Raw genomic sequence first — 16,425 nt, 5'->3', positions numbered from 1 at the left:
GGAGCTGGACGTGCTGATGGCCGGCCTGGAGTCGGCCTTCGCCGATCCGTCGGCCGTTCCGGCTTTGGTCAGCTGTGAAGGCGCCTTCTCCTACCTGGCCCGCGACGCCGGGCTGCGTGAGGCCTATCTCTGGCCGGTGAACTCCGATGCCGAGGGCACGCCCCGGCAAATCAGGGACGTGATCGGCCAGGTCTCCGAGCACCGGATCCCGGCGGTGTTCTGCGAATCGACCGTCAATCCGGAATCGATGCAGCAGGTCGCCGCCGCCACCGGCGCCCGCCTCATCACGCCGCTGTACGTGGACTCCCTCTCGGGACCGGACGGCCCGGTGCCCACCCACCTGGAGCTGATCCGGCACGACATCTCCCTGATCAAGGAAGGACTGGCCCCGTGAGCACCCCCGACCTCCCGCCCGGCGCCGCCGCCATCTCCGTGCTCGGCCTCACCGTGGCCTACAACGACGTCGTCGCCCTGGACCGCGTCTCCGCCACGGTGGCACCGGGAACCATCTGCGGCCTGATCGGGGTCAACGGCTCCGGGAAGTCCACCCTGTTCAAGTCGCTGATGGGACTCGTCCACCCGGCGTCGGGCACGGTGGAACTGTTTGGGCTGTCGCCCCGGCAGTCGAGGAAGCTGAACCTGGCCAGTTACGTGCCGCAGTCCGAAGACGTCGACTGGACTTTTCCGGTCTCCGTGCGCGACGTCGTGATGATGGGCCGCTACGGTCGGCTCGGACCCATGCGCCGCCCCCGCCGCCGGGACCGCGAGGCGGTCGACGCAGCCCTGGAACGCACCGGCCTAAGCCACCTGCAGCACCGGCAGATCGGCGAACTCTCCGGCGGCCAGCGCAAGCGCGCCTTCGTGGCCCGCGGCATAGCCCAGCACGCCGGCCTGCTGCTGCTCGATGAGCCCTTCGCCGGGGTGGACAAGGCCTCCGAGGCGGTCCTGATCGCCCTGCTGAAGGAACTGCGCGACGAGGGCAGGACGATCCTGATTTCCACCCACGACCTGGCCGGCATCCCGCAGCTGTGCGACGAGGCCATCCTGCTGCACCAGAAAATACTCGCGCACGGCCGGCCCGCAGACGTGCTCACCAACGAAAACCTGGCCCTGGCCTTCGGCTCCGCGCTGGCCGGTCCGGGGGAAGGAACACGCAGTGGAGCTGTTTAACTGGCTGCTGGAACCCCTGCAGTACGGGTTCCTCACCCGCGCCCTGGTGGTAACGCTGGCCGCCTCCGTCGTGTCGGCTGTGCTGTCCTGCTGGCTGATCCTGATGGGTTGGTCTCTGATGGGCGACGCGGTCTCCCACGCCGTGCTCCCCGGCGTCGCGCTGGCATACATCGTCGGGGTGCCGTTCTCGCTGGGCGCCTTCATCTTCGGCGCGGCGGCGGTGGCGCTGATCGGCGGCGTGCGATCCTCCACCCGCTTGAAGGGCGACACCGTGATCGGCGTGGTGTTCACGGCGTTCTTCGCGGCCGGACTGGCCATCATCTCCAAGACGCCCAGCCAGACCGACCTGCAGCACATCCTCTTCGGCAACGTGCTGGGCGTCAGCGACGGCGAACTGCTGCAGGTGCTCATCCTCGGCGCCGTGGCGCTGTGCGTGCTGCTGATCAAGCGCCGCGACCTGACGCTGTTCGCCTTCGACCGCATCCACGCCCACGCCATCGGGCTCAGCACCCGCTGGCTGTCGGTGCTGCTGCTCGGGCTGCTGGCGATCACCGTCGTCGTCGGGCTGCAGGCGGTCGGCATCGTGCTGGTGGTGGCCATGCTCATCACGCCGGGGGCGACCGCGTTCCTGCTGACCCGCAGGTTCGATGCCATGCTGGCGATCGCCGCCTCCGTCACCGCCGCCGCCTCGGTCGCCGGCATCTACGCCAGCTACTACCTGGACGTCGCCACCGGCGCGGCGGTGGTCCTGGCCCAGGCCCTGGTCTTCCTCGTGGTCTACCTGGGCGCGCCGCGGACCGGGGTAATCTGGCAGTTGGCCCGGCGCCGCACGGGGCGGGGCTCCCCCGCGCAGCCCGGCTCCGCCGCCGCCAACCTGCCGTCCTGACACGTTCGACGAGAGAGTGAGACGCATGCCCCCGGCCAGGAAAACCGCGCTGAGCAGCGGCTCATCCAGCGTGCAGGACTACGTCAAGGTCATCTACGCCTTCACCGAGTGGCAGGACAAGCCCATCACTTCCTCGCAGCTGGCCGGCCGGCTCGGGGTGGCCAATTCCTCGGTCTCTGAGATGGTGCGCAAGCTGGTGGAACTGCAGCTGGTGGACCACCGGCCGTACAGCGCCATCGAACTGACCGACGCCGGCCGCCGGCTGGCCCTGACCATGGTCCGCCGGCACCGGGTCCTGGAGACCTTCCTGGTGCAGGAACTCGGCTATGCCTGGGACGAAGTCCACGACGAAGCCGAGCTGCTCGAACACACCGTCTCCGACATGTTCATCGACCGGATGGCGGCCAAGCTGGGCCACCCGCAGCGCGATCCGCACGGCGACCCCATCCCGGCGGCGGACGGCACCGTCCACGTCCCCAGCGCGGTGCAGCTGGAAGAACTCGACGGCGGACACACGGGCCGGATCACCCGGATCAGCGACGCCGATGCCGACCTCCTGCGCTTCTTCAGCGCCGAGCGGATCGGACTCGACGACCGGGTGGAAGTGGTCGGCCGGCGCCCCTTCGGCGGTGCGCTGGTGGTCCGGTTCGGCCCGGACGGGGCGGGCCGGGAGCTGGACCTGGGCGACCAGGCCGCCGCCGCCCTGTGGGTGCACGGCGATCCGCACCCCGGCTGCCGGCTCGCTTCGTGAGCACGACGCCGCGCGGGCGGCTTCGCATCGCGGCGGCGCCGTCTGCGCTGCCGGGCCCGGGCGCCTGGGCCGCCGTCGCCGTCGGCGGCTTCGCGGGCGCCGAGGCGCGCTACCTGCTGGGCGTCGCCTTCCCCGAAGACGGCTCCATCCCGTGGACCACGCTGGCCATCAACGTGGCCGGCAGCCTGCTGCTGGGCGTCCTCACGGCGCTCTGGACCGAACGTCCCGGCACCGCGTTCTGGCTCCGCGCCGCGCTGGGCCCGGGGCTGCTCGCCTCGTTCACGACGTTCTCCGCCGTTGCGCTGGCCGTCGACCAGTTGGCGGCGCAGGGCCGCCACGCCGACTGGCTGCTGTATCTGGGCCTGTCCCTGGCCGCGGGCCTGGCCGCCGCCGTCGCCGGGCTGCACGCCGGCCGCACGCTGGGCCGCCGGATCACCCGGGCGGCCGCCGCGTGACGGCGCTGCTCGTCGGGCTGTTCGGCGCCGCCGGAGCCCTGCTGCGCTTCGCCGCCGACACCTGGCTCGCCCGCCGGCAGGCAGCCCGCCGGCGGCCGGAGCAGCACTGGCCGTGGGCCACCCTGCTGGTCAATGTCACCGGGTCGTTCATCCTCGGGCTCGTCGCCGGCGGCGTGGTGGGCCAGGAGCCGGGCCTGGCGGAAACGTGGCGTCTGGCCGAGCCCTGGCGACTGGCGCTGGCCAGCGGCCTGGCCGGCGGACTGACCACCTTCAGTTCCTTCACCGTCGCCACGGTTAAGCTGTGGGCAGAGCGGCGGGCGGGCGCCGCCGTCGTCAATCTCGCGGCGAATCTGCTGCTGGGCACCGCCGCCGCGGCGCTCGGGCTCGCGGCAACTGGCCTGACCGTGCCACTGTCCTGAGCAATCCGTGCCCCTCACCAGACGGCTGTCCGGCAGGGTTCGGACGGTCCCGGCCGTGAGCATGACCGCCCGCAGATCGGTTAGGCTCGGCTTGTCTGAGCGTCGGCAGAAGAAAGGTGCCCCATGGCAACTCTGGGAATTGAGGAAGAATACCTGCTGCTGGATCCGGCCACCGGCTTACCCGCCCCGGTGGCGGACAGGGTCGCCGAAAACCTTGAAGGCTCGGTACAAGTAGCCAGGGATGAGATCCAGCGGGAGTTGCTCACTTGCCAGATTGAAACTGCCACCGCGGTCTGCTCCACGCTCACCGAGGCCGAGGAGTCGCTGCTCAACTTCCGCCGCGAGCTCGATACCGCCGCCCGCAAGACCGGCGTGCGCGCGGCGGCCACCGGCACGGCCCCGCGGATCCAGGACGACTACCCCGAGGTCACGGACAAGGAGCGCTACCACCAGCTCAAGGCCAGCGCGAAGGGCATCGTGGCCGACCAGTTCGTCAACGGCCAGCACGTGCATGTGTCCGTCCCCGACAAGGAGGCCGGGGTGCAGGCCTTGAACCGGATCAGGCCGTGGCTGCCGGCGGTGGTGGCGCTGGGCGCCAACTCACCGTACTGGCTGGACCGGGACAGCGGGTTCGGCAGCTGGCGGATCGTCCACTACCGCCGCTGGCCCATCCAGGGCTGCGCGCCGGTCTTCCGCGACGCGGCCGACTACGAGCGCCGGATCCAGCGCCTGGTCGACTCCGGCGTGGTCATCGACCGGGGTGTCATTACGTGGCTGGCACGGCTGTCCGACCGCTACCCCACCCTTGAAGTCCGTGCCGCCGACGTGCAGCTCGAGGCCCAGGACTCCGTGCTGATCGCGGCGGTTGTCCGGGGACTGATCTCCACGGTGCTGACCGATGAGGCTTCCTCCCGGTCCTTCCTGCAGCCCGAGCCGGAGCTTCTGGACGCCGCCGTCTGGCAGGCCGGACGGCAGGGCCTGTCCGACCGGCTGGTGGATCCTGAGTCCGGCGTGCTGCTGCCGGCACGGGATGTGGTGGGCATGCTGCTGCGCTACATCCGGCCCGCACTCGAGGAAGAGGGCGACTCGGCGTGGGTGGATGCCAGCATCGAGCGGCTCTTCGCCACGGGCACCGGCGCCGACCGGCAGCGCAGGGCCATGGAATCCGGCGGGCTGCCGGCGCTGATGGATTTGTACGCCTCGTCCCTGACCGCGGAGCCATAGCCCGCGGCGCACTGGTCCTTTTAGGCGGGCGGCCGGCTGCCCGGCCCCGATCTGCCGTCCGCCGCAGCCGGCGGCGCGAGCAGGGGTGCCATGAGGTTCATGATCTTGGCCGAAGGCTCCACCCCATAATCCTTCCGCAGCCGGGAACTGAAGGCCTCGAACGCCCGCAGCGCCTGGGCATAATTGCCCTCGGCGATCTGCGCCTGGAGCAACAGCCGCTGCGCGCTTTCGCGCAGCGGCTCAATGGCGACGGCGATTCCCGCTGCGTCCGTCGCCCGGTCGATCTCGCCGCGCTCCAGATACTGGCCGGCGAGGCGTTCCAGGGCCTTCAGCCTCAGCTGCCTCCACCGCTCCTGCTCGGCCATGACCCAATCCTCATACCACCCGGGCAGCAGTTCGGCCGTGCGCAGCAGGTCGAGCAGGGCCGGCCGCTGGCCAACCCCGCGGTCCCCGTCGAGGGCGGCCAGCCGCCGGCGGACTTCGTGAACGTCCACTGTGACGTCCGGAGCGAGTGCCAGCGGATCCCTGCGCTCCTCCAGCAGTCCCGGCAGCTGGTGGGAAATCATCCAGATCGCCTCCCGCAGGCTGCCCGCCGCCTGCCTCTCCGAACTGTCCGGCCACAGCAGGCCGGCCAGAAACGCGCGTGGCTCGCTGCCGTGAAGGGCCAGGGCGGCAATCAGGCGCTGCTGCCGGATGGTGACCCTGACGGGAAGCGTTCCCTGGCGAATCTGCCATCCCCCCAGGAGTTGGACCTCCCACGGGCGTTCTGTTGCATTCATTTCCGTGCCCTCCCCCAAGGGCATCAAGTAGCCCCCAAGCAACTGCCCCGCTTCTCCCCGATTACAGCTTCCCACCGTGTTCAACGTTGTCAATGCGGCCCCCGTCGGCGGCAGTCGGCCCGGTAACGCCGCCGTAACACCGGACGTCGTCCAATGTCGTCTAGGGGCCCGTCGTCGCACATGGCTAGACCGTCGCACATGGCTCGACGCACTGCCCGGCACGTCGTCGACTCCCGAGGCTAGGAGGACTGCCATGGCGGCACATGCGCACTTCCCCACGCCCGCCCAGGAGACGCACGCCGCCTGCGGCTTCCTGGTACAGGCGGTCCGGCAACCGGGACAGCGGGGAGCGGCATGAGCGCTCCGGCAGGGCGCAGCGCCCGGCGCCGCCTGACCGAGACAAGCCACCGGCCGAAATCTTCCAGCCGCGCCGAGGCTGCCAGCACCATCCTCACCGGCGCCCCCGGCAACGGAAGGGTACGTTGGCACGATGGGGACAGGCTGGAACGGCTCTTCGAGGACCGCTGCGACGAACTGCGGCGCGACGGCGAGGGGGGACAGCTCGCCGTCGACGGCGTTGGGTCGTCGCTGACCTACGATCAGCTCGACGCCCGGGCGAACCAGCTGGCGCGGTACCTGATCTCGCGCGGCACGCGGGCGGGCGACCGGATCGCGCTGCTCTTTGACCAGCCAACCCGGTCCTACACGGCCATCCTGGCGGTCTTGAAGGCCGGTGCCGCATATGTCCCGCTGGACGCCGGATACCCCTCCGACCGTCTGGCCTACATTGTTCAGGATGCCGGCGTGAGGCTTGTCCTGTCGCTGTCCCACCTTCGTGACCGGATGCCCCAAACGGGTGCGACCATCCTCTGCCTCGACGAGGAGGACCCGCTGGTGGCCGCGCAGGATTCCTCGCGGCTGCCCCGGGGAGAACAGGCGGGGCCGCCGGGCGGTCTGGCCTACATCATCTACACCTCCGGCTCGACGGGCCGCCCCAAGGGTGTGGCCATCGACCATCCCAGCATCTGCAACTTCGTGCTCGTGGCAGCCGAAGTCTACGGCTATCGGCCGACGGACCGCGTCTACCAAGGGATGACGATCGCCTTCGACTTTTCGGTGGAGGAGATCTGGGTCCCGTGGATGGTCGGTGCAACCCTGGTGCCCAAGCCCGGCGGCGTCAGCCTGCTTGGCATGGAACTGGGCCAGTTCCTGCGGGACCAGCGGGTGAGCGCCATGTGCTGCGTTCCAACGCTGTTGGCCACCCTCGACGAGGACCTGCCCGACCTGCGGTTCCTACTGGTCTCCGGCGAGGCCTGCCCGCGTGACCTCATTACCCGATGGCACCGGCCGGGCCGCAGGTTCCTGAACGTCTACGGCCCAACGGAAGCAACCGTCACTGCGACCTGGGACGCGGTCCATCCGGACAAACCGGTGACCCTGGGCACTCCCCTGCCCACGTACTCGGTGGTGGTCCTCGATCCGGATGAACCGCGAGCGCTGCCACCGGGGGAACTGGGCGAAATCGGGATCGCCGGGATCGGGCTGGCCCGCGGATACATCAACCGTGACGATCTGACCGAGCGGGCCTTTATCCACGACTTCCTTGGCATCGATAACAATCCCTCGGGCCGGATCTACCGCTCGGGCGACCTGGGGCGGTTCACCGAGAGTGGAACCATCGAGTACCACGGCCGGATCGATACGCAGGTCAAAGTCCGTGGTTACCGCATCGAACTTACTGAAATCGAGTCCGTCCTGCTGCAGGTGCCCGGCATCGCCCAGGCGGTAGTGAGCACCTACGAGCCATCCCCCGGACTCGTGGAGCTGGTTGCCTACTACACACTGCGCCAGGACACCGCGGCGGTCGACGAGGCCGACATCGCCGAAAAACTGAGCGAGACCCTGCCCGGCTACATGGTCCCGGCCTACCTCGAACGCTGCACCGAAATCCCAGTCATGCCCAGCGGCAAGGCCGACCGGAAGAAGCTGCCGCAGCCCGGCAAACCCCGGCTCACCGGCGGCACTCACGAGTACAGCGCACCGGTAACGGAGGCGGAGGAGATACTGGCCGGTTGCCTCGCGGGGGTCCTGGGCGTGGAGAAAGTCTCCGCCACGGCACACTTTTTCAACGATCTCGGCGCCAATTCGCTGCTCATGGCCGGTTTTTCGGCCGCCGTCCGGCGCCGGGCTGCGCTGCCGCCGGTGGCCATGCAGGATATCTACCAGCATCCGACTGTCCGCCGGCTCGCCGTCGTCCTCTCGGCTGCCCAGGCCGCGGCCGAGCCGTCGGGAACCCCTGCGGGCGAGACGGAGCCGGCCCTGCGGCCTGCGCCCAGCGCGCTCCGGCACATCTTGTGCGGCGTCGCGCAGTTGATGTTCTTCCTGGGCTACACCACCTACGCTGCCTCTTTGCTCGTCATGTCGTTCGTATGGGTTTCCGATGGAACCGGCTTGATCGACATGTGGCTGCGATCCGTCGGATTCGGCGCCGCGATGTTCCTGATACTGTCCGTCACCCCTATTGTCCTGAAATGGGTTCTGGTCGGCCGCTGGAAGCGTCAGGACATCCCCCTGTGGAGCTGGGCCTACATCCGGTTCTGGGTCGTCAAGACGCTCAATCGGAGCAATCCCCTCGTTCTGTTCGTCGGCTCGCCCCTTTACGTTCTCTACCTCCGGGCGCTCGGGGCAAAAATCGGCAAGGGCGTTGCCATTTTCTCGCGCATGGTGCCGGTATGCACCGACCTGGTCAGCATCGGCGACGGCACGGTCATTCACAAAAATTCATTCTTCCTCGCCTACCGCGCCCGCAGCGGCGTCATCGAAACGGGCACGGTAACGCTTGGCCGCGATGTCCTGGTGTCGCAAAAGACGACGCTGGACATCGACACGGCCATGGGCGACGGCGCTCAGCTGGGCCATGCGTCCTCGCTGCAGACGGGCCAGGCGGTACCGGACGGTCAGCGCTGGCACGGCTCCCCCGCGGTCCCTACGGCAACGAACTACCTCAGGGTTCCGCCGGTACGCTGCAGCACCCGCCGCAGGGTCATTTTCACCCTGCTGCAGCTTTTCAACCGGCTGGTCCTGGTCGCGCCGGTCGGACTCATCGGCCTGTCAGCGCTGCTGCCGCCCTATCTCGACAGCGAACACCTGAAAATGGACAATCCGTTCTTCTACCTCGACACCCTGCTCATCACCCTGACCCTGTTCCTTGCCTCCTTCTTCGGCGGCCTCATCGCGGTCCTGACCATCCCCCGGCTCCTGAACCTCGCTCTCAAGCCGGACAAGGTCTACCCGCTGTACGGCGTGCATTTCACGCTCCAGCGGATGGTTGCCGGGCTGACGAACGTCAAGCTGTACAAGGATGTTTTCGGCGACAGCTCGTACATCGTGCATTACCTGAAGGCACTGGGCTACAACCTCGGCAAGAAGGTGGAGCAGACAGGGTCGAACTTCGGCCCCGAGGTGTCACACGATTCGCCCTACCTGAATACCATCGGATACGGGACCATGGTCTCCGACGGCCTGAACATGATGAACGCCGATTACTCGAGCACCTCGTTCCGGCTGTCCCGTGTCAGGATCGCGGGCCGCAACTTTCTGGGAAACGACCTCACCTTCCCGCTCGAGGCACGGGTTGGCGAGAACGTCTTGCTGGCAACCAAGGTCATGATCCCGGTCGACGGCCCGATCCGGGAAAATACCGGCTTGCTGGGATCCCCTCCGTTCGAGATTCCGCGCTCCGTTCAGCGGGACGGCCGGTTCGATGAGCTAAAGATCGAAGAGGCGAAGAACAGGCGGCTGCCGGCCAAAAACCGCCACAATATCGCGTCCATGGGAATCTTCCTCGGTGTGCGCTGGTTCCTGTTTTTCTCCGGGACGCTCATCGCCGCAGCCTCCGTAACAATCTACGATGAATTCGGCGCGTTGGCGGTTGCCGTAGGAACGTTGGGCTTCGTCATTTACCTGGTCCTGCTGTCCGTCCTCGTCGAGCGCCTGGTGATGGGCTTCCGCAGGTTGAAGCCGCAGTACTGCTCGATCTACGACCCGTACTTCTGGCACCATGAACGTCTGTGGAAGATGCTCGCCACTCCACCCTTCAACGGCACGCCCTTCAAATCACTCGTCTGGAGGATGCTCGGCGTCAGGGTGGGCAAGCGTCTCTACGACGCCGGCTGCAACATCCCCGAGAAAACACTTGTCTCAATCGGCGACGACTGCGCCCTGAACGAAGGCACGGCCCTTCAAGGCCACTCGATGGAAGACGGTACATTCAAGTCGGACTACATCGCGGTGGGAAACCGGTGTTCCTTTGGCGTCGAGTCCTTCGTCAATTACGGCGCCGTGGTGGGCGACGGCGTCTCACTCGAGGCCGACTCGTTGCTCATGAAGGGAGAAGACGTGCCGGAGAACGCCATCTATGCCGGCAACCCGGCCCGCGACACGACGGACACCGCCAGACCCAGGCGGTTGACCGGCGCGGCGCAAGGTTGATGAAGTAAACGGGCGCGGAGCAGTGCGCCCGGCGCAGGCGCACTGCACGAAGTTGCTGCAGCTGGACTCCCGGTCCATGGTGGTAGGTGATGATTACCAGACGCGAAGCAGCCCAGTTCCTCGATATCCCACCGGAGATGGCGAAACGCCACGGGATCCCCTCCCGCATCTCCGAGGAGGAACTCGCCGCGATGGACGCGGACCCACCGGCCTGGCTGGCCCAGTCGCGTGCCAATCGCACGGGCAAGAGGCCTGTCTGGACACCACTGCGGTGCTTCATTTGCGGCTTTACCGAGTCTGCCCGGCCCAAGAAATGGTGGCCCGAATTCACCTATGTTTACTGCCGGCACCATGATCCCGCGGAGCTGCCCGAGCTGCCCCCGGGATGGGTCCGCAGCGAGTATGACGGCATCGGCACCAGGTTCACCGGAATCGTCGACGTGGCGCTTCCCGGAGACTGACCCCTGGCGGCGGGCGCTGCTGGGCGAGAGGTTTAGAAGAAAGTCGAATCGCAAGCCGAATCGCCGCCGGTCCCCGCGCCGGACTCGGCCGGCTCCCGCCTGCACGCAGAGGGGCGGCCTCCCCGCAGGGAGGCCGCCCCCGATGGCGGAGTCGGCTAAATTACTCGACCTCGCCGACGCCCTTCTCGGCGGCCTTGGCCGTCTTCCACACGGCCTTTCCTTCGGCCTTGGCTGTCTTCCAGTCGGCCTTTCCTTCAGCCTTGACGGCCTTCCAGTCTGCGCTTCCCTCCGCCTTCGCGGACTTCCACGCGGCATCAGCCTCGGCCTTCGCCGATTTCCACGCGGCGTCCGTTTCGGCCTTCACGGCCTGCCAGGCGTGGGTCGGCTCCTCAACCGGAGCCGGGGCCGGCTCTTCCACGACCGGCTCCTCAATGGGGGCCGGTGCAGGCTCTTCCTCCACCGGAGCCGGTTCCTCGACCGGAACCTCCTCTACCGGCTCTTCCCCGGGGACGGGCTCAACGGGCTCTTCACCCTCGTCCGGGGTTGGGGCTTCGTCCTCGACCGGTGCCGGGGCAGCCGGCTCCTCAGCGGGGGTTTCCTCCGCGGGACCGTCCTCGACGACCGGTTCTGCTTCCTCGACCGGGGCCGGCACGATGGTTACGTCCCCGGCCGTGATGGCCACGAACGAATCCTGTGTTTCGTGAGCAGAAGCGGCTCCTGCGCCTCCGGCAGTCACCACGCCTGCGACGAAGACTCCAGCGGCCAGCTGCCGTGCCTTGGTTTTAGCAAACGATGACATGTGTTGCTCCAATCGTTGGGGATGTTGCAACTTAATCGTTACATCCGGCGACGAGGGGCTTGCAAGCGGAAGCGGTGAATAGCCACCGATTGGCCTTGAGACCAGCGTGAGGTCTTTACAGGCCGGCGGGAGTCCGTCACACTCCGCCGCGGCCCGGTGGTGACCGGTTCGAGCTTTGTCAGGGCTGTACCACCGGGGGATAATCGTTACACTGAACCGCGTGGGCGCAACGTCGCATCCCGTCCGTCCTGCACCAACTTCCCGGGACCCCGCCCGTAAGGATGACACCCATGCCTTCGCCCCTGCCCCGCCGCTTCCTCGCCGGACTGGCCTCGTTCACCGCCGCCGCTGTCCTCGGCGGAACGCTCGCCGCCGTTCCGGCTTCGGCCACCGCTGAGTCTGACCCGCCCCTCGCGCCGAGCAAATACCTCAGCGCCCGCGACATGCCGACCGACCGGTTCATCGTGAAGTTCAGGGACAAGGCCGGGGGCAGCTCCGCCGGTAGGGGGAAAGCCTACGGGCGTACCGCCAAGAAGCTGGGCGTCAGCGTTAAGGAACTGCGCGGCACCGCCACCGGGGCCCGGGTGATCAGCACCGGCAAGGCCCTCACAGACTCTGAGGCCAAGGAACTGGTCGCCGGGCTCGAGGCGGATCCGGCCGTCGAATTCGCAGAACCTGATCAGCGGATGCAACCGTCGACGACGCCGAACGACGAGCACTTCGGCCTGCAGTGGGACCTTTTCGAGGAGACGGCCGGGATGCGCGTGCCGGGAGCCTGGGACGTCAGCCGCGGCGACGGCGTCACGGTCGCCGTCGTCGACACGGGCATCACCGATCACAGCGACCTCAACGCCAACGTGGTGCCCGGCTACGACATGATCGCCGACCCGGTCGATGCCCGCGATGGCGACGGCCGGGACCCAGACCCCCGGGATGAAGGCGATTGGAACGACGCCAGTGATTGCGGGTACAACGACTCCTCCTGGCACGGCACCCACGTAGCCGGCACCATCGCCGCCGTCGCCGACAACGGGCAGGGAGTCGCCGGGGTCGCCCCTGGCGCGAAGATCCTGCCCGTCCGCGCACTCGGAGCCTGTGGCGGTTACATGTCCGATATCGCCGACGCCGTGATCTGGTCGGCAGGTGGCAAAGTCCCAGACGTCCCGCTCAATTCAAACCGGGCCCGTGTCATCAACCTGTCCCTCGGCGGCTCCGATCTGTGCTCCGCCACCTTCCAGTCAGCTGTGAACATCGCCGTGAACGCCGGCTCCGCCGTCGTGGTGGCGGCCGGCAATGAGAACCAGGATGCCTCCCTGTCCACCCCGGCGAACTGCAAGAACGTCATCACGGTGGCGGCCAGCGGACGCGAAGGCAACCGCGCCCCATATTCGAACTTCGGAGCCATGATCGACGTAACCGCCCCCGGCGGCGACGGGAGCACCGGCGCGGGCAACGGCATCGTCTCCACATACAACCAGGGCACGACCACCCCGGGCGCCGAGGGCTACTCCTACCTCCAGGGCACGTCGATGGCCGCACCGCACGTCGCCGGCCTGGCCGCCTTGATCCTTGCTGCACGTCCGAATTGGACGCCGGCGCAGGTCGAAGACCAGCTCAAAAGAAGGTCCCGCCCGCTTCCCGGTACGTGTACCGAAGGGTGCGGTGCCGGGCTTGTCGACGCCACCTCGTCCCTCGACTTCGGCCACCTCCCCTTCGGCCCCCCGAAAATCTCAGGAGTCCTGCGCGTCGGTAACGTCCTGTACGGCACTGAGGGAGACTGGAGACCGGAACCGGTCAGCGTCGCCTACCAGTGGTACCGCAGCGGAAGCCCTGTCCCCGGAGCCACCGGTCGCACATACACCCTGACAGGCGCCGACGCCGGGCATACTTTCACCCTGAAGGTCCACGCGACCATGGACGACGACGCGGCCGTCAGCGCTGCCTCCGCCACGACGCCCCCTATCGCCGAAGGCGTTTTGGCCGGGTCCACGCCGGCGATCAGCGGAACCCGCAAGGTCGGCCACGCACTGACCGCGGTCCCGGGCAGCTGGACCGCGGGCACAACCTTTACGTACCAGTGGTACCGGTCCGGGACGGCCATCAGCGGGGCCACCGGAAGCCGTCACCTCCTGACCGCGGCCGACGCCGGGAAACACCTGAGCGTCCGCGTCACCGGCGCCGCCCCGGGCTACACAACCGCTGCCATGACATCCGGTTCCAGCGGGCCCATCGCCTACGGCACCCTCACCGGAGCGGTTCCCACGGTCACCGGCACGAAGAAGGTCGGCCACACGCTGACCGCCAGCGCCGGGACCTGGACCTCGGGCACCACGCTGAAGTACCAGTGGTACCGCGGCACCACGGCGATCTCACGGGCGACGGGCCGCACCTACGTGCTCACCGGCTCCGACGCCGGCAAGCAGATCTCCGTCCGGGTGACCGGATCCAAGAGCGGCTACACCAGCTTGAACCGGTACTCGGCCAAGACGTCTGCGATTGCCAAGGGCACCCTGCGCACGTCCGCACCGGTCATCAAGGGCACGCTGCGGCCGGGCTACACGCTGACCGCGTATCCGGGAACCTGGACGGCGGGCACCACCCTGAAGTTCCAGTGGTACCGCTCCGGCACGGCCATCCGCGGCGCCACCGGCAAGACCTACCGGTTGACCGCCACGGACCGCTTCGACACGATCAGGGCGCGGGTCACCGGGTCCAAGACCGGGTACAACACGGCGAACAGATACTCGCTCTCCACCGCACGCCTTCGATAGCGCCTGCCAGCCCAGACCTGGAAGGATGTCCCAGCCACAGGCGTGCGGCAGGCGGGGCGGGAATTCCTCCGCCGGACAGGCTCATTGCATGCTGAGCTCACGTAGGCTGCACTCAGGCTGGCTTCGCCTCAGCTTGCTTTTGGCGGGGCCTGAGCGGCGACGATCTCGGCGATCGCGTACTCGCAAACACCCGCCGCTTCCCCCACCTCCTCTTCGGACAAGCCTGAGGAGAGGGCAGCGATGATCTGCTCGTCGCTGGCCGCCTTTGCCTGGTCCAAAGCCCATTCGGCTGCTTCCACTTCGCCGGATCTGCACAGGACGGCGGCCAGCATGCTCCTCTGCGCGGGCGACTTGCCGGTGGGCAGGCCGGGTACCTCAAGGCCTTCAAGATGCGGGTGCGTGCCTTGCCCCAAGTACACGCCCGAATCGAGGCTCGCGATGGAAAGGGCATGGGGGTGGGTTTTGATGTGCGACTCCATGAGAGCCACCTTTCAGAGAATGAAACCAGGCTCCCGGTGGCTCGAAAGAGGGCTTCACAATGGGCAAAACCAGTTGGCCGCCTGTTTCGACCGTACGCGTGGCTGCCCTCGATGACAACAGGCGGGCTGTCGGCGAACCCCTCGCTAGCAAGGCCTCTTGAACATCGTCTTGTCAGTTTGGTGTCTTCCTCGTAGGTTGCGCCCCTTATCTCCTCCGCGAAGCTCTTTTCGGCCTGACTTGGCGGTAGGCTCGGCGAATGTTGCGTAGGGTTTGGGCTGATAGTTGGTCGCCTCGGCCCGCGGCCTGCTTGAGAAGCGCCCTACCCTCCTTAGCCTGCCCCGATTCCCAGAGCGCCAAGCCTAGGTTATGCAGTGCGTTCGGTTCGCCTTCAGAGACGCTGCGCCGCAGAAGTTCGATTTCTTTGTCACGTCTGCCTGCCTTGGAATAGAGATCCGCTAGAGGGATTAGGACATCAACCTCACCGGTGTCGAGGTGTCTTTCGAGGAGCTGAATCGATGTGTCGAGGTCCAACTGGTCCGTCGTGGTGACCAGTTCTACGGCCGCCTCTGCGCTGAGCTCGCTGCCTTTTCGCAGGATTTCAACCGCGGAGCCTTCATCCCCTACGGCTCGGTATGCTCTGGCCAGCCGGAGTGGGACTGATGGGTTCTCACCGGCGTCGCTTAGCCATCTGATCGCCTCGGCCGGTTTCCCAAGGTTCAGGTAGGCCTGCCCCAGGGCTAACGCCGCCTGCGGGTCCCCTGCCCTATGTGCCGTCTCGTATTGCTCCAAGGCTTGCATGGCCCGATGCTGCCCTTCGAGAAAGGTCCCGTAGTTGAGGTGTGCTTCCTTAACCCCGTGCTCAATCGCTAGTCGATACAGGGCTTCGACCGCTTCAGCCGCGGGTATCTGCTGCAGGTCATTTGCGGCGTTGAAGAGACCGTCGGCGTCGCCTGAAAGGATCAGTTCGGCCGATGCGCGAAAGTCGACCGGCACGCTCTGCTCATTCAAAATCACTCGTCTTGTTCCTGCCGCTCGAAGGCCTCGAATTCATCACGATCCTAAAGCCGTCCGGGCGACCAGGGGTGACCAAAGCTGCGTGGCGCGCTGTCATAGTTCCAGTGATCGTTTCCCAATGAGTCGGGACACCGTTTACCTGCTCCGGGTGCCAGCATGAGCCATGTCGAAGACCCGGACCGGAACTACCAACCCAGACAAAAGAAAACACCCCGGTTCGAAGACCGGGGTGTAAACGATGACCCGACTCACCCGTAAAGGATGTCCCGACTCATCACATAGTGGAGATGGGGGGAATTGAACCCCCGTCCGATGTTGTGTTGCCAGGACTTCTCCGGGCGCAGTTTGCTTCGGGTTTTCTTGGCCCCAACCATCCCGCAAACAGGTGGTTGACCCGGGCCCAGCCGTCTAAATGTCCCGAATACCCCAACGGCGAAGGTATTCAGCAGTGGCTCTCTTAATGACGCCAGCATCCGGGGCGAGAGCATCCCCGGGCTGACGGACTTGCACCGCTACTTAGGCAGCGAGTGCGAAGTCAGTGCGCTTAGATTCGGCACTTATTGGTTTGCAGAGAGCGTTTCCGAGATAACTCTGCATCCTCGGCCCGCTTCCCCTGGCGCGACTAACATCGTCGAAACCTGTCATCCCCGTATGTAGTTATCAAATTAACCATTGCTGCCGGGCAGTTACCCGTCCCGGACCATCCAGTGTAACCCATGTTTGCG

The 16,425-nt window shown here is 66.9% G+C and carries 14 protein-coding genes and 1 other RNA gene; 10 read left to right on the top strand and 5 right to left on the bottom strand.

Annotated features, from left to right (window positions below; translation table 11 throughout):
• From AC5RW2_RS33970 to AC5RW2_RS33940, 7 genes are all read left to right on the top strand, one after another.
• Positions 1-394, top strand: a 394-nt coding sequence (locus AC5RW2_RS33970) for a metal ABC transporter solute-binding protein, Zn/Mn family (protein ID WP_494075003.1), incomplete at its 5' end; no start/stop codon positions are given.
• A complete protein-coding gene (locus tag AC5RW2_RS33965) occupies positions 391-1,170 on the top strand; it encodes a metal ABC transporter ATP-binding protein (protein ID WP_494000166.1) in 780 nt (259 codons plus the stop codon). The genes AC5RW2_RS33970 and AC5RW2_RS33965, both read left to right, overlap by 4 nt.
• Positions 1,157-2,056: a metal ABC transporter permease gene (locus AC5RW2_RS33960; protein WP_494075002.1), complete on the top strand. Its 900-nt coding sequence runs from the start codon at positions 1,157-1,159 to the stop codon at positions 2,054-2,056. Before AC5RW2_RS33965 ends, AC5RW2_RS33960 begins: the two co-directional genes overlap by 14 nt.
• 25 nt (positions 2,057-2,081) lie before the next feature.
• A complete protein-coding gene (locus AC5RW2_RS33955; protein WP_494000168.1) occupies positions 2,082-2,807 on the top strand; it encodes a metal-dependent transcriptional regulator in 726 nt (241 codons plus the stop codon).
• Positions 2,804-3,262: a fluoride efflux transporter FluC gene (locus AC5RW2_RS33950; protein WP_494000169.1), complete on the top strand. Its 459-nt coding sequence runs from the start codon at positions 2,804-2,806 to the stop codon at positions 3,260-3,262. Before AC5RW2_RS33955 ends, AC5RW2_RS33950 begins: the two co-directional genes overlap by 4 nt.
• Entirely contained in the window at positions 3,259-3,681 is a 423-nt protein-coding gene (locus AC5RW2_RS33945; RefSeq protein ID WP_494000170.1) for a fluoride efflux transporter FluC, read from the top strand. The genes AC5RW2_RS33950 and AC5RW2_RS33945 overlap by 4 nt, the downstream gene beginning before the upstream one ends.
• Positions 3,682-3,804: 123 nt before the next feature.
• Positions 3,805-4,905: a carboxylate-amine ligase gene (locus tag AC5RW2_RS33940; protein WP_494000171.1), complete on the top strand. Its 1,101-nt coding sequence runs from the start codon at positions 3,805-3,807 to the stop codon at positions 4,903-4,905.
• Positions 4,906-4,925: 20 nt separating this feature from the next.
• Here the strand turns inward: AC5RW2_RS33940 and AC5RW2_RS33935 are convergent, their stop codons facing one another.
• On the bottom strand, positions 4,926-5,684 hold the full coding sequence (locus AC5RW2_RS33935) for an AfsR/SARP family transcriptional regulator (protein ID WP_494000172.1): 759 nt from the start codon (positions 5,682-5,684) through the stop codon (positions 4,926-4,928).
• Between the two features lie 354 nt (positions 5,685-6,038).
• Between AC5RW2_RS33935 and AC5RW2_RS33930 the strand changes: the two genes are divergently transcribed.
• Entirely contained in the window at positions 6,039-10,175 is a 4,137-nt protein-coding gene (locus tag AC5RW2_RS33930; RefSeq protein ID WP_494075001.1) for a Pls/PosA family non-ribosomal peptide synthetase, read from the top strand.
• Positions 10,176-10,264: 89 nt separating this feature from the next.
• Positions 10,265-10,636: a hypothetical protein gene (locus AC5RW2_RS33925; RefSeq protein WP_494075000.1), complete on the top strand. Its 372-nt coding sequence runs from the start codon at positions 10,265-10,267 to the stop codon at positions 10,634-10,636.
• A 160-nt stretch (positions 10,637-10,796) separates the two neighbouring features.
• On the opposite strand, the gene AC5RW2_RS33920 is transcribed toward AC5RW2_RS33925, so the two are convergent.
• Positions 10,797-11,435 (bottom strand): hypothetical protein, encoded by a 639-nt coding sequence (locus AC5RW2_RS33920; RefSeq protein ID WP_494074999.1) that lies wholly within the window; start codon positions 11,433-11,435, stop codon positions 10,797-10,799.
• 290 nt (positions 11,436-11,725) lie between these two features.
• Here AC5RW2_RS33920 and AC5RW2_RS33915 point away from each other — a divergent pair, with 290 nt between their 5' ends.
• Complete coding sequence (locus tag AC5RW2_RS33915) at positions 11,726-14,206, top strand: S8 family serine peptidase (RefSeq protein WP_494074998.1); 2,481 nt, start codon at positions 11,726-11,728, stop codon at positions 14,204-14,206.
• Positions 14,207-14,334: 128 nt separating this feature from the next.
• On the opposite strand, the gene AC5RW2_RS33910 is transcribed toward AC5RW2_RS33915, so the two are convergent.
• From AC5RW2_RS33910 to ssrA, 3 genes are all read right to left on the bottom strand, one after another.
• Positions 14,335-14,685, bottom strand: coding sequence for a hypothetical protein (locus tag AC5RW2_RS33910; RefSeq protein ID WP_494074997.1), 351 nt, complete (start codon positions 14,683-14,685; stop codon positions 14,335-14,337).
• Between the two features lie 205 nt (positions 14,686-14,890).
• Entirely contained in the window at positions 14,891-15,700 is an 810-nt protein-coding gene (locus tag AC5RW2_RS33905) for a tetratricopeptide repeat protein (RefSeq protein WP_494074996.1), read from the bottom strand.
• 279 nt (positions 15,701-15,979) lie between these two features.
• Positions 15,980-16,349, bottom strand: a transfer-messenger RNA (tmRNA) gene (gene ssrA / locus AC5RW2_RS33900).
• Positions 16,350-16,425 lie beyond the last annotated feature (76 nt).

The sequence above is a fragment of the Arthrobacter sp. B0316-1-20 genome, assembly GCF_059091865.1.
This window is presented reverse-complemented; position numbering and strand designations above follow the sequence as displayed.

What these genes read in the sequence shown, in the direction of transcription:
- AC5RW2_RS33930 (WP_494075001.1), top strand. Translation starts at nt 6,039, where the DNA reads ATGAGCGCTCCGGCAGGGCGCAGCGCCCGGCGCCGCCTGACCGAGACA.
- AC5RW2_RS33910 (WP_494074997.1), bottom strand. Translation starts at nt 14,685, where the DNA reads ATGGAGTCGCACATCAAAACCCACCCCCATGCCCTTTCCATCGCGAGC.
- AC5RW2_RS33925 (WP_494075000.1), top strand. Translation starts at nt 10,265, where the DNA reads ATGATTACCAGACGCGAAGCAGCCCAGTTCCTCGATATCCCACCGGAG.
- AC5RW2_RS33955 (WP_494000168.1), top strand. Translation starts at nt 2,082, where the DNA reads ATGCCCCCGGCCAGGAAAACCGCGCTGAGCAGCGGCTCATCCAGCGTG.
- AC5RW2_RS33935 (WP_494000172.1), bottom strand. Translation starts at nt 5,684, where the DNA reads ATGAATGCAACAGAACGCCCGTGGGAGGTCCAACTCCTGGGGGGATGG.
- AC5RW2_RS33920 (WP_494074999.1), bottom strand. Translation starts at nt 11,435, where the DNA reads ATGTCATCGTTTGCTAAAACCAAGGCACGGCAGCTGGCCGCTGGAGTC.
- AC5RW2_RS33940 (WP_494000171.1), top strand. Translation starts at nt 3,805, where the DNA reads ATGGCAACTCTGGGAATTGAGGAAGAATACCTGCTGCTGGATCCGGCC.
- AC5RW2_RS33915 (WP_494074998.1), top strand. Translation starts at nt 11,726, where the DNA reads ATGCCTTCGCCCCTGCCCCGCCGCTTCCTCGCCGGACTGGCCTCGTTC.